This is a genomic window from Flavonifractor sp. An112 (assembly GCF_002161085.1).
Lineage (GTDB): Bacteria > Bacillota > Clostridia > Oscillospirales > Oscillospiraceae > Flavonifractor > Flavonifractor avicola.
The window spans coordinates 36,970-48,225 of sequence record NZ_NFLU01000017.1; the positions used below are offsets into that span (position 1 = coordinate 36,970).

At 54.3% G+C, this 11,256-nt stretch carries 14 protein-coding genes, 7 tRNA genes and 2 rRNA genes; 12 read left to right on the top strand and 11 right to left on the bottom strand.

Annotated features, from left to right (window positions below):
• Window positions 1–103 precede the first annotated feature (103 nt).
• Window positions 104–919 (top strand): hypothetical protein, encoded by an 816-nt coding sequence (locus tag B5E56_RS14765; protein WP_206404986.1) that lies wholly within the window; start codon window positions 104–106, stop codon window positions 917–919.
• Window positions 920–1,290: 371 nt separating this feature from the next.
• On the opposite strand, the gene B5E56_RS12545 is transcribed toward B5E56_RS14765, so the two are convergent.
• Complete coding sequence (locus B5E56_RS12545) at window positions 1,291–2,487, bottom strand: tyrosine-type recombinase/integrase (RefSeq protein WP_158098725.1); 1,197 nt, start codon at window positions 2,485–2,487, stop codon at window positions 1,291–1,293.
• Window positions 2,487–3,080 carry a helix-turn-helix domain-containing protein gene (locus tag B5E56_RS12550; protein ID WP_087390691.1) on the bottom strand — a complete coding sequence of 198 codons (594 nt, stop codon included), beginning with the start codon at window positions 3,078–3,080 and terminating at the stop codon, window positions 2,487–2,489. The genes B5E56_RS12545 and B5E56_RS12550 overlap by 1 nt, the downstream gene beginning before the upstream one ends.
• A 205-nt stretch (window positions 3,081–3,285) precedes the next feature.
• Between B5E56_RS12550 and B5E56_RS12555 the strand changes: the two genes are divergently transcribed.
• The 11 genes from B5E56_RS12555 (at window position 3,286) to B5E56_RS12605 (ending at window position 8,829) form a co-directional block, all read left to right on the top strand.
• Complete coding sequence (locus B5E56_RS12555; protein ID WP_087390694.1) at window positions 3,286–3,489, top strand: hypothetical protein; 204 nt, start codon at window positions 3,286–3,288, stop codon at window positions 3,487–3,489.
• Window positions 3,490–3,681: 192 nt separating this feature from the next.
• Window positions 3,682–4,077: a hypothetical protein gene (locus B5E56_RS12560; RefSeq protein WP_087390697.1), complete on the top strand. Its 396-nt coding sequence runs from the start codon at window positions 3,682–3,684 to the stop codon at window positions 4,075–4,077.
• Complete coding sequence (locus B5E56_RS12565) at window positions 4,070–4,660, top strand: CHC2 zinc finger domain-containing protein (protein WP_087390700.1); 591 nt, start codon at window positions 4,070–4,072, stop codon at window positions 4,658–4,660. The genes B5E56_RS12560 and B5E56_RS12565 overlap by 8 nt, the downstream gene beginning before the upstream one ends.
• Entirely contained in the window at window positions 4,633–6,159 is a 1,527-nt protein-coding gene (locus tag B5E56_RS12570) for a YfjI family protein (RefSeq protein ID WP_087390704.1), read from the top strand. Before B5E56_RS12565 ends, B5E56_RS12570 begins: the two co-directional genes overlap by 28 nt.
• Before the next feature lie 170 nt (window positions 6,160–6,329).
• Complete coding sequence (locus B5E56_RS12575; protein WP_087390707.1) at window positions 6,330–6,602, top strand: hypothetical protein; 273 nt, start codon at window positions 6,330–6,332, stop codon at window positions 6,600–6,602.
• Window positions 6,595–6,786 (top strand): hypothetical protein, encoded by a 192-nt coding sequence (locus B5E56_RS12580; RefSeq protein ID WP_087390710.1) that lies wholly within the window; start codon window positions 6,595–6,597, stop codon window positions 6,784–6,786. Before B5E56_RS12575 ends, B5E56_RS12580 begins: the two co-directional genes overlap by 8 nt.
• A 12-nt stretch (window positions 6,787–6,798) precedes the next feature.
• Window positions 6,799–7,089, top strand: a complete 291-nt coding sequence (locus B5E56_RS12585) for a hypothetical protein (protein ID WP_087390713.1) — start codon at window positions 6,799–6,801, stop codon at window positions 7,087–7,089.
• Window positions 7,086–7,319: a hypothetical protein gene (locus tag B5E56_RS12590; RefSeq protein WP_087390716.1), complete on the top strand. Its 234-nt coding sequence runs from the start codon at window positions 7,086–7,088 to the stop codon at window positions 7,317–7,319. The genes B5E56_RS12585 and B5E56_RS12590 overlap by 4 nt, the downstream gene beginning before the upstream one ends.
• A gap of 300 nt (window positions 7,320–7,619) precedes the next feature.
• The gene (locus tag B5E56_RS12595) at window positions 7,620–7,931 is read left to right on the top strand and encodes a PC4/YdbC family ssDNA-binding protein (RefSeq protein ID WP_206404987.1); all 312 of its coding nucleotides are present in this window, start codon (window positions 7,620–7,622) and stop codon (window positions 7,929–7,931) included.
• Between the two features lie 2 nt (window positions 7,932–7,933).
• Window positions 7,934–8,608: a hypothetical protein gene (locus B5E56_RS12600; protein ID WP_087390722.1), complete on the top strand. Its 675-nt coding sequence runs from the start codon at window positions 7,934–7,936 to the stop codon at window positions 8,606–8,608.
• A gap of 11 nt (window positions 8,609–8,619) precedes the next feature.
• Window positions 8,620–8,829, top strand: coding sequence for a hypothetical protein (locus B5E56_RS12605; protein WP_087390725.1), 210 nt, complete (start codon window positions 8,620–8,622; stop codon window positions 8,827–8,829).
• A gap of 133 nt (window positions 8,830–8,962) precedes the next feature.
• On the opposite strand, the gene B5E56_RS12610 is transcribed toward B5E56_RS12605, so the two are convergent.
• The 9 genes from B5E56_RS12610 to B5E56_RS12650 form a co-directional block, all read right to left on the bottom strand.
• Window positions 8,963–9,038, bottom strand: a tRNA-Thr gene (locus B5E56_RS12610).
• Window positions 9,039–9,042: 4 nt separating this feature from the next.
• Window positions 9,043–9,119: transfer RNA gene (locus B5E56_RS12615), tRNA-Asp, on the bottom strand.
• 41 nt (window positions 9,120–9,160) lie between these two features.
• Window positions 9,161–9,236, bottom strand: a tRNA-Trp gene (locus B5E56_RS12620).
• Between the two features lie 3 nt (window positions 9,237–9,239).
• Window positions 9,240–9,316 (bottom strand) — tRNA-Ile (locus B5E56_RS12625).
• A 64-nt stretch (window positions 9,317–9,380) separates the two neighbouring features.
• Window positions 9,381–9,456: transfer RNA gene (locus B5E56_RS12630), tRNA-Asn, on the bottom strand.
• Between the two features lie 41 nt (window positions 9,457–9,497).
• Window positions 9,498–9,613 (bottom strand): 5S ribosomal RNA (gene rrf / locus B5E56_RS12635).
• 128 nt (window positions 9,614–9,741) lie between these two features.
• Window positions 9,742–9,816 (bottom strand) — tRNA-Glu (locus B5E56_RS12640).
• A gap of 2 nt (window positions 9,817–9,818) precedes the next feature.
• Window positions 9,819–9,894 (bottom strand) — tRNA-Lys (locus B5E56_RS12645).
• Between the two features lie 78 nt (window positions 9,895–9,972).
• Window positions 9,973–11,256 (bottom strand): 23S ribosomal RNA (locus B5E56_RS12650); the annotation flags it as partial.

Genomic DNA, 11,256 nt, shown 5'->3' on the forward strand with positions numbered 1-11,256 from the left:
GTATTTGTGTATTGCTTTGCCTGTTCTGCCTATATATACCCGCGACCTGCAAAACTGTTACAGTGGTTACACAAAATTCAAGTAAAAAAAGAAGGGCTGCTACATGAGCATAAACCACGACTCCAACAGCATCACCAGTCCCCTGGAAAGCGCCCCCATGGCGCCTCTGCGCCCCGTAGGGCTGATATATACACCTCTGACGAAAAAGGCCCTGCTGATCTGCTTTGCGGCCCACAACAGCCAGACGGATAAAAGCGGACTGCCCTATGTGATCCACCCCCTCCATCTGGCCGAGCAGCTGGAAACGGAGGAGGAGGTGTGCACAGCTCTGCTCCACGACGTGGTGGAGGACTCCCACTATACCATCTGCGACCTGCGGGATGAGGGGTTCCCGGAGGCGGTACTGGAGGCCCTGGGGCTTCTGACCCATGACGAATACACTCCCTATCTGGAGTATGTGGTCCGGCTACGCAGCAATCCCATCGCCCGCCGGGTGAAGCTGGCGGACCTGACCCACAACAGCGACACCGCTCGTCTGAACGTGGTCACCGCCCGGGACAGACGGCGGGTTCTCAAGTACCGCATGGCCCAGGCCATCCTGGAGGACGACCGGTACGATGCGTCTCGTAGCCAGTTCCACAAGCGCCTTCCCCTCTCCCTGGAGCACCCTTTCTTCCTCTCTGTGTTCTATGACCAGCGCGGCACAGTGGAGCGCTACAGCATCGACGTGGAGGCTGAGAAGGAGTATCACTATGGATTGGAGGCGTCCCAGGGAGAGCGGCTTCAAAAGTCCCTGAATCCAAACCGCACCCTGCCGGAGGCCCTGGCAGACTGGGCGGAAGGTGGCTGCACCTCCTGCCGCGTGGAGTCCATGCTCCGGCAGAGGGGCATCACCTTCCAGATTCATACTGCAATGTAAGCCCACGCGGCGGATCAAAAAAAGCGCACTGGAAAGGAAATGCTTCCTGTCCAGTGCGCTTAAATTTTCACAACAAAAAACCCTTGAAAGCCGAAGCTTTCAAGGGTTTTTGGAGCTGCTAGCCAGATTTGAACTGGCGACCTCATCCTTACCAATTATAACCAGCCTTGTTATAGCTTGCTGTAATTTGTTTTACTTTATTTCCAGAAAGCTTTGTGGCGCAAGGCTTTTAAGGTTTTACCCTGTTGCAGTTTGTCGTAGCTTACTTTAGCCTCACCTCAATCCTTTTAGCCTGTAGCTCAATCCTTTGCTCAATCCTTTTGCAGACCATAGAAACGGCGCGGGGAGTAAATCCCTGCGCCGCTCTTTTTTTACCCTTGCTGGGCTTTCAATGCGTCCCGGACTGTCTGACCGGCCCGCCGTATGCTTTCCTCGTTGGCGTGTGCGTACATCCGCAATGTAACCGCCGTGTCGCTATGGCCCAGCCGCTCCGACACGCTGACCACATCCGCCCCGCTGGTGATCGCTATAGAGGCGGAGCTGTGCCGGAGCTTGTGGGGGTGGAAATCCTTGACACCGTACCGTTGTCCGAACTTCTGAAAATACCTGGTGGGGCTTTGGGGGTGCATCGGCTCCGCTGTTCCCTCCTGGGTAAAGCACCACTTTGAAATGCAGGATTGCGCCTGTTTCTCCCGGAGCTGTTTCAGCAGGGCCAGCGTGTCCGGCCCCACATCCACCACCCGCACCTTGCCATTCTTTGGGCTTGTGGCATACACGCCCGCCGCAGCCGTGTATTGCAGATTGCGCCGCACCGTCACCGCCCCGGCCTTGAAGTCAATATCAGACCACTGGAGGCCGCAGCACTCCCCACGGCGGAGGCCGGTATCAGCAGCCAGGGAAATATATGTCTGCCATTGCAGCGGCTCCTGGGCGGCACAGGAAAGGATATAGGATAACTCCTGCACAGTATATGCCTTGTCGCTTTCCTCTTTGGGCTGTTCGTCCTTCCTGGGCGCTGGCCGTTTCACCTTCAGCATGGGGTTCATGGGAATACTGTCATCAAGAAAGGCCATTTCAAAAATGCCGTTTAGGATGTTATACAGTTTCACTGTTGTAGCATGGGCATATCCGGCCCGCTGGAAATCTATCAGCAGCTTTGAGATCATGGCCGGGGAGACCTCCACCAGCAGCACATCCCCCAGCACCGGGAGGATATGCTTGTCCAGGAACATCCGATAGCTTGACCTGGCATTTTCGGAGAATGTGGCCTCTTTGGTGGGCATAAACACCCCGTCCGCATATTGCCGGACTGTTTTCAGCTTTGCCGCCTCTGCGGCCTCCCGGGCGGCTTTCTCCCGCTCCTGGGCGCGGTTCAGGACTTCCCCATTCTTACAGGCCAGCTCAAAGGCGGCGGCCTGTTTTGCGGCCTCCCGCTCCGCTGTCCGCTTGCTCCAGCCGTCCGGCCAGTACCAGCGCGTTTTATACGGGGCCTTGCCATATCCACGGGAGACGCAAATTTGAAAAAACCGCCGCCCGTCCTTTGTCTCCATTTGTTTTATAGATGCCATCATTCTCCCTCCAATTCCTCTAAACACGGGCGCGTTACTTCATCTATTACTATTTTCAAAAGCTCCGCAATTCTGTACTCCAGCACAGACAGATATTCATAGCCACCTACTAAATACTGGCCGTCGCTAATCTCTTTCACCTGCACAAATTTTACCTGTTCATTCGCGGGGCCCAGCCTATTCATCTCTGCCGCTATCTGTACGTCCTTTAATTCATCTATATAGGGGAGTATCGCTTGAAAGGTTTTATTATCCAAAATTGAATTAAGAGCATCTATTTTCGCGGGATCGCCTGTAATTGTCTTTAACCATTCTATAACTGATGTGGAAAGTCCTGTTGTCTTACAAGCCGTCTGTATGTCCTCTTTGGTGGATGGAGTATCAGAAATTCCTAAAAGATAATCAGCTGAAACGCCGTAATGTTGGGCCAACTTCTTGACTGTCAAATATCCCACATTACGAGGCTTTCCTACCGTGGATTCAATATCCTCTATCAAAGATTTTGTGACCCCTGTCTCTTTCGCTACTTCCTGCGTCGATTGTGCGCCGTGTCGGTTGTGTATAGTCCGTGCTCTTTTGAACCTGTTCTCCATGTCGCGCCTCTTTCAACCCTATATATAGGGTTTATTTTTATTTTTTACTATATACAGGGCCACATTTAGATTATGCTTTGACTTTCCTGCCGTCCGCCTCTATAATTCAAATATAGGGTTATGTTGTTGTTTTGCCCCGTATTTAGGATATCATTCTTTTGGGGGGCTGTCAACAACAAAATTTACCCGGAGGGAGGGGAAGTCCATGCACAACACGGATATTCGGCAAGCTGCAAAAGCCGCCGGGGTAAAGCTGTACCAGATTGCAGCGGAAATCGGCTTAAATGACGGAAACTTTTCGCGTCGGCTCCGCTACGAACTGTCAGACACGGAGAAACAGAAAATTTTTGAAATCATCAATCGATTGGCAGCAGAAAGGAGCGATTCGCTTGTCAAGACGAACGATTGACCTCACCGCCCCCTATCAGTCAATCAGAGGGGCCAGCAGAATCAGCGGATTAGCGCAAGGTTATATTCGCACCGGGTGTAAAAACGGGGAAATTCCGTGTCTGCGAGTGGGACAGGAATACAGAATCAATATGCCGCTCTTTCTTCAGCAGTTAGAGGCGAAGAGCGCGGCAAATCTGAAAGGAGTGAACGCATGAGCGCAAAAGAGAAAGCCCGCCCCGCTGGTGGCACAGCGGAACGGGCGGCGGAAACGGCGGCTTTTGGCGGGGCAGCTATTTCCTATGATTATCTTACCACGACGGCGGCGGGCCGTCAAATCAAAATTTCTGACTACCTGGGCCATAGCCAGGAGAGCGCGGTAACTGGCCGGGAACTATGCGCATTGACCGGCCTTGACCATCGAACCATCCGGGCGCAGATCGAACAGGAGCGCCGTGCCGGGGCGCTTATTGTCGCAGATAACAAAAGCGGCTATTGGGTAACAGATGACCCGGCAGAGGCCCAACGGTTTGCCAGGAGCATGAAACACCGCGCAAAAGAAATTTTGCGGACGGCGCGGGCAATCGAAAGGGGCGCGGGCCTTGACTGACGTATTCCGCGAAGTCCGGGAGCGGGTGAGCGCCCAAGATGCGGCCCGTCACTATGGCTTGACTTTTGACCGCCGGGGCTGGGCGCTCTGCCCCTTCCACGCTGACAAACACCCCTCTATGAGTTTTCACAAGGGCCGCTTTCGGTGCTGGGTGTGTGACGTGGGCGGGGACTCCATCGACCTCACCGCCCGCCTCCTGGGCCTGGACGCTATGGGGGCCGTGGAGCGGCTGAATGCTGATTTTGCCCTTGCCCTCCCGCTCCATCGAAAACCCACACAGGCTGAGGCACAACAGGCCCGCCGCCGTCTGGAAGTAGCCGGGGCGCACAATGCCTTTGAGGAATGGCGGAGTGAGTTTATTAACCGCCTGAACGCAGCTTTCCGGGAGGGGCACTTGCTACTTCTGGAGGATGACCTGGACATGGGGCGCTTGACCGATGGACAAGCCGTCGCAATTCGGATGCACGAAACCTTTGAGCACTGGTCAGATGCCCTGATGTTCGGGACGCCAGAGGAACAAGCGCAGATATTCCGGGAAAGGAGGGCTATCACCAAGTGGATCGACAAAGTTTTGAATCCCTGATGGAATCCGGGGCTTTTGGCCCTTCTGGCCCTTTTGTCCCGGAGAATCAAGAATGGGAAATGCCTATCCCCTTTAATGAGACAGACACCCCGCCTTTCCCCACAGAGGACTTGCCCGGCCCGTTGGCCGCCTTTGTGGAATGTCTGGCAGAAAGTACGCAGACCCCGGAGGAAATGGCCGGTATCCTGTCCCTGGGCGTATTGGCAACTGCGTTTCAATCAAAATTCACCGTGGAGATCACGCCGGACTGGAGAGAGCCGTTATGCCTGTATTGTGTAGCGGTAGCGCCACCTGGAGAGAGAAAGTCCGCTGTCATATCCGCTTTAACAAAACCGATATATGAGTTTGAGGCGGAGCAAAGAGACCTGGAGGCCGTGGAGATTGCCCAGAACCAGACAGAAAAGGCCCTTCTGGAAAAAGCTCTGGAGGCAGCTAAAAACGCCGCAGCAAAAGGGAAAGGAAATTTTTCAGAGAAACGGGAGGAGGCCCTGGAGCTATCGGCACAGCTTGCACAATTCCAGGATATGCACCCTTTCCGCCTCCTGGTGGACGATGTGACCCCAGAGCGGTTGATAGACCTGATGGACAGGCAGGACGGGTGTATGACCGTTTGTAGCGCCGAGGGCGGCCTATTCGATAGCTTGTCCGGGAGATATGATAAGACCGCAAATTTTGATATTTACCTAAAGGGCCACGCCGGGGACGCGATTGTGGTTGACCGTATTGGACGGAAAGCCAACAGCATACCAAACCCCCGCTTGACCATGCTGCTGACCATCCAGCCCGAAGTATTGTCCGGCCTGATGAACAACGCCACCTTCCGGGGCCGGGGATTATGTGGCCGTTTCCTGTATGCCATGTGCAAGTCAAAGGTGGGGCACCGGGAAATTTCCCCTCTCCCTATCCCTGACCATGTCCGGGCAGAGTACAGGGCATTTGTACGGCGTATCTTGTCCACACAATGGAGCGGGACAATTCGCCTCTCCCCTGACGCTGACGAAATCCGCAAAGAATACCAGGCATACATAGAAAAAAGGCTGGGAAATGAATGGGAAAATATGCGGGACTGGGGCGGCAAAGTTACCGGCGCACTGGTGCGGATCGCGGCCTTGATGCACGCCGCAGAGGTACAGGGAGACCCCACAGAAATCCCTATCAGCCCGGAGGTTATGGCCGGGGCTACCAGCGTAGCAGAATTTCTTTCCGCTCATGCCGTGGCCGCTTATCAAGTCATGGGGGCGAATGAGGAATACGAAAACGCCCGGTATCTATGGGGAAGGATTGAAAGCAGTGGCCAGGATGAAATGAGCAAGCGGGACTTGTTCCGGCTGTGCAAGGGGAAATTCAAGCGTGTGGAGGATATGGAACCGGCCCTTCAAACCCTTGTCACTATGGGCTATGTCCGGGAGGTGGATTTGTCCACCGGAGGCCGCCCCACAAAAAAATTATTCTTCAATCCTTGTGACAAAAGGGCCAAAAGGGACAAAATGGGGGCATAAATCGGCCTGATATGAAGAACATGCCCTTATGACCGCCAGAAACCCGCAGAAACCACCAGAGAAAGGGGGTGATACTCATAACACCACGTAAAGAAAAAGCCCTGCAAGCCCTCCTTGTGAGCCGTACAAGGGCGGAGGCGGCAAAGGCCGCAGGGATTGGAGAAAGCACCTTGCGGGAGTACATAAAAGACCCGGAGTTTTCCGCCGCTTACAAGCAGGCAGCCGCCGAACTCTTGAACAGCGCAACCATGCAACTGCGGCAGAACCTGACCGCCGCGATTGACCGTCTGGGCCAAATTGTAACCGATGACACAGAGGCCAGCCCCGCCCAAATATCAGCGGCACGAACCCTGCTTGACTTCAATTTGAAATTCACAGAGCTGACCGACGTACTGGACCGTCTGACCGAACTTGAACGATGGAAGGATGAATCGAATGGTTAAAAACATCGAATCCCGCCTTGACCGGCTGAAAAGAGCAATTCCCGGCCCCGGCGTGGGTATCATGCACCAAACTGAAACCGGCTGGACAGTCTACCGTGGCGCACTCCAGCGGGATTTTCATAGTGAGGAACAGGCCCACGATTTTTTGAAACCATGCAAAACTGTGATAGTGGTTGACGTTTGAGGGGGTGAGGAATTGCCAAGCATTAAAGAGCGGTTGCGGCTGCTGTCTGACTATGTGGACAGTCAGCGGCCCACGCTGACAACGTTCATTGTGGTGGGCGGCAGCGAGTTTCACACGCCCCTGACCCCGGAGCAATATCTGATGCAACACGGCGCATACACCCCGGACGGACGGCGGATCGTACTCTATCCCCATCCCGTGGAGGGAATAGACGCTTTGAGCCTGTCCCTGTATCAACTGATCGACGAGGCCGTGGAGGTTGGAAAGCTGGAGTTTCCAGAATTGGAGAGCGATGAACTATGAACGAGATCAAGACCAGACTGCGCCGTATTGCAGACTATATTGACCGCAAACGCGGGAAGCGGCTCACTATTCTGTTTCGCACGTCAAACGGGGGAGAACAGACCGGCACCGTGGATGACCTGATAGCAGCAAAAGGGACCTTTGTTCGGGTGCTGTGTGGAAACAGCATGGAAGATCTTGACCGGATTTTGCAGTATGAAATTCCAGAGTATTTTTGTGTAATTGATTGATAGAAAGGATGATGTAAATGAGGATTGACCCTGGACCCTGGGAAGTAGACGAAAACGGCAAGCGTTTCCGCCGTGTTGGACCTGGATGTATCGAATACCCAATGACCATCACGACAACCTACGGGGAGTTTGAAGTGGACAAAGTACCACCGCCCCCGGAGGACAAGGAACCGCCGCGCCCCAAGAGCTGGGGAGACTGCCCTTTTAATTCCAAGTGTACCCAGCATTGCGCTAGATACACCGATAAAGGATGCGGTATTATGACCGGCGAGGGGCCGGCACCTGGGCGGCGCTGTCCGTTTGGAAACAAGACAAATCCGACAACCTGTAAAGAAACCTGTGCATTTTGGACGCTATGTAGCAGAAAGGAAGCCAATGAGAGAACCCTTTGAATTGAAAATCGTGGAACATATCGCCACCCTGGGCGACAGCGGGACATACACCAGGGAGCTGAATGTGGTATCATTCAATAACCGCCCGGCCCGTCTTGATGTGCGTCTTTGGAAACAGGACGGGAGCGGGAGCAAAGTACCCTTGAAGGGAATCCAGCTTACAGACGACGAGGCCCAGGCGCTTTGTAATGCGCTGAATGACTATATCGGGAGGGATTGACAATGAGCAAGTATAACGAGTACGCCCAGCGCCTTGATGTGGCTTTTAAGACGGCCCGAGAGGAATACATGGAGGCATGGAACCAGCTCCAGGCCGCGCAGAAAGCCGAAAGAGACGCCCAAGCGTGGAGAGCGGAAACCTACCGGGGCGAGAATGACCTAAGACGGCAGCGGGCAAAGGCGGAGCTGCTGGAGGCTGAACACACTTTCAAGGCAACAGAGAGCCGCGTGTGGGCGGAGTTTGACCGGCAGAAAGAGGCAATCCGGCGCGAACTTGAAAGCGATGTGCGGGCCAGCTCCACCGTTGACCCTGACGCCATCGATGCCAACGCCCTGGAACTGCTGAAATCGGGCATCCTAACCGCTGACGATGTTTTTTCCCTGGTAAACAAGTACGACGCCAACGTCACCATGCTCCGGCTTATCTCCAAACACGCAAAGGAGCTTGCCGACGACAAGAACACCGACGCGAAAACCCGTGGGCAGCTCTATGTACTTTGCAGCCAAATCGGCAACGGGAAAAACAGCACCATGCGGAACTTCTCCGACCTGGTGGAGATCAGCAACTATTGCAGCGGACGCGGCGGGGGAGGGACGCAGCGCACCACCCCGGCCCATACCGTCGCTATGGCCGGGAAATGGGAAGAACTTGCAAGCACAGCCGTTGAAAACTTTTGAGGCGATTGCAGATGAATAAATCAAACGCCCAGGGGATAGCAACCCGCAAGCGCAACGAGCAGGCAAGGAGAGAGCGCCACCGCCAGGAGATGGAGGAAGTCAAGGCCCAGGCCGCAGCCCTCCGCCAGATCAGGGACAACCCCGACGCCACGCCAGGGGAGCGCCTGGAGGCCATTAAAATGCTTGAAGATATGAAACGGCGGTATGTGATTATCTTGTAACGATGGGGCCGGGGATTGCTCCCCGGCTCATTTTTGGGCCTACCTCAATCCTTTGCTCAATCCTTTTTGCCTATCGAGATGACTTCCAGAAAAAGCAAAAACCCGCTATCCCTTGCGGGACAACGGGTTTCTATGGAGCTGCTACCCAGATTCGAACTGGGGACCTCATCCTTACCAAGGATGCGCTCTACCGACTGAGCTATAGCAGCATAATGGCGACGCGGAAGGGACTTGAACCCTCGACCTCCGGCGTGACAGGCCGGCGTTCTAACCAACTGAACTACCGCGCCATCGTGATATCTATATCCACAGCAAAGGCTGAATATTTGTTTGGCAGGGGCAGAAGGATTCGAACCCTCGGCACTCGGTTTTGGAGACCGATGCTCTACCAGCTGAGCTATACCCCTAAATGGTGGGCCTTCACGGGCTCGAACCGTGGACCGGCCGGTTATGAGCCGGCTGCTCTAACCAACTGAGCTAAAGGCCCATACCGATCCAACTGTCTTAAAAAGAGGCTCGCCGTCACGCTTGTGGCGGCGAGCCACATTGTCTGGCTCCCCCTGTTGGACTCGAACCAACGACCCTGCGGTTAACAGCCGCATGCTCTACCGACTGAGCTAAGGAGGAATGTAAAAGGGCCCGGTCTGGTCAGACCAGACCCTTCTTTGTGTTGGCGTTACCTATCTTCCCGGTCCGTCTCCAGACAAGTATTTTCGGCGCAGGTGAGCTTAACTTCCGTGTTCGGGATGGGAACGGGTGGACCCTCACCGCAATCAACACCAACTTACTTTCCTTTGAAAAGAAAAGTAAGCAAAAGAAACTTTTAAAACTTTCTTCTCCTTACCGTTCTTCTCAACGATAAGTCATTATATTCTATTTTGTTCTCACTGTCAAGACCAATTTTTAAAAAATTGGTGACCCGTGCGGGAATCGAACCCACGTTTGCGGCGTGAGAGGCCGCCGTCTTAGCCGCTTGACCAACGGGCCATTGGTGCGCCTTCACGGATTCGAACCGGGGACCCACTGATTAAGAGTCAGTTGCTCTACCAGCTGAGCTAAAGGCGCATCTGGAGCTTTGTCAGCACCCTCAAAACCGAACAATGCAGTCTCCAGTATCAGGCAAGCGCCTGCAATCATCATGTTAAGGTCAAGCCCTCGGCTTATTAGTATCGGTCAGCTGCACGCGTTACCGCGCTTCCACCTCCGACCTATCAACGTCATAGTCTACGACGTGCCTTACTCCCGAAGGATGAGAGATCTAATCTTAGGGGGAGTTTCACGCTTAGATGCCTTCAGCGTTTATCTCGTCCGTACATAGCTACCCAGCCATGCCCTTGGCAGAACAACTGGTGCACCAGAGGTACGTCCATCCCGGTCCTCTCGTACTAAGGACAGCTCCCTTCAAATCTCTTACGCCCGCAACAGATAGGGACCGAACTGTCTCACGACGTTCTGAACCCAGCTCGCGTGCCACTTTAATCGGCGAACAGCCGAACCCTTGGGACCGAATTCAGCCCCAGGATGTGACGAGCCGACATCGAGGTGCCAAACCTCCCCGTCGCTGTGGACGCTTGGGGGAGATCAGCCTGTTATCCCCAGGGTAGCTTTTATCCGTTGAGCGACGGCACTTCCACTTGCATACCGCCGGATCACTAACTCCAACTTTCGTTACTGCTCGACCCGTCGGTCTCGCAGTTAGGCTCGTTTATGCGTTTACACTCACTGCACGGTTTCCGTCCGTGCTGAACGAACCTTTGAGCGCCTCCGTTACCTTTTAGGAGGCGACCGCCCCAGTCAAACTGCCCACCTAACAGTGTCCCCCGACCGGATTCACGGCCGCAGGTTAGAAAACCAGCAAATCAAGGGTGGTATCCCAAGGGTGACTCCACCTAAGCTGACGCCCAGGCTTCCAAGTCTCCCACCTATCCTGTACATGATTTACCGATTTCCAGTATTAAGCTACAGTAAAGCTCCATGGGGTCTTTCCGTCTAGTTGCGGGTAACTGGCTTCTTCACCAGTACAACAATTTCGCCGGGTGGGCTGTTGAGACAGTGCCCAAATCGTTACGCCATTCGTGCGGGTCAGAACTTACCTGACAAGGAATTTCGCTACCTTAGGACCGTTATAGTTACGGCCGCCGTTTACTGGGGCTTCGATTCAAACCTTCGCTTGCGCTAAGCTCTCCTCTTAACCTTCCAGCACCGGGCAGGCGTCAGCCCCTATACGTCATCTTTCGATTTAGCAGAGACCTGTGTTTTTGGTAAACAGTCGCTTGGGCCTATTCGCTGCGGCCTCCCGTAGGAGGCTCCCCTTATCCCGAAGTTACGGGGTCATTTTGCCGAGTTCCTTAACAACCCTTCTCCCGTTGGCCTTAGGATTCTCTCCTCATCTACCTGTGTCGGTTTGCGGTACGGGCACCTTAGCAT

What these genes read in the sequence shown, in the direction of transcription:
- B5E56_RS14765 (WP_206404986.1), top strand. Translation starts at nt 104, where the DNA reads ATGAGCATAAACCACGACTCCAACAGCATCACCAGTCCCCTGGAAAGC.
- B5E56_RS12545 (WP_158098725.1), bottom strand. Translation starts at nt 2,487, where the DNA reads ATGGCATCTATAAAACAAATGGAGACAAAGGACGGGCGGCGGTTTTTT.
- B5E56_RS12550 (WP_087390691.1), bottom strand. Translation starts at nt 3,080, where the DNA reads ATGGAGAACAGGTTCAAAAGAGCACGGACTATACACAACCGACACGGC.
- B5E56_RS12555 (WP_087390694.1), top strand. Translation starts at nt 3,286, where the DNA reads ATGCACAACACGGATATTCGGCAAGCTGCAAAAGCCGCCGGGGTAAAG.
- B5E56_RS12560 (WP_087390697.1), top strand. Translation starts at nt 3,682, where the DNA reads ATGAGCGCAAAAGAGAAAGCCCGCCCCGCTGGTGGCACAGCGGAACGG.
- B5E56_RS12580 (WP_087390710.1), top strand. Translation starts at nt 6,595, where the DNA reads ATGGTTAAAAACATCGAATCCCGCCTTGACCGGCTGAAAAGAGCAATT.
- B5E56_RS12590 (WP_087390716.1), top strand. Translation starts at nt 7,086, where the DNA reads ATGAACGAGATCAAGACCAGACTGCGCCGTATTGCAGACTATATTGAC.
- B5E56_RS12600 (WP_087390722.1), top strand. Translation starts at nt 7,934, where the DNA reads ATGAGCAAGTATAACGAGTACGCCCAGCGCCTTGATGTGGCTTTTAAG.
- B5E56_RS12605 (WP_087390725.1), top strand. Translation starts at nt 8,620, where the DNA reads ATGAATAAATCAAACGCCCAGGGGATAGCAACCCGCAAGCGCAACGAG.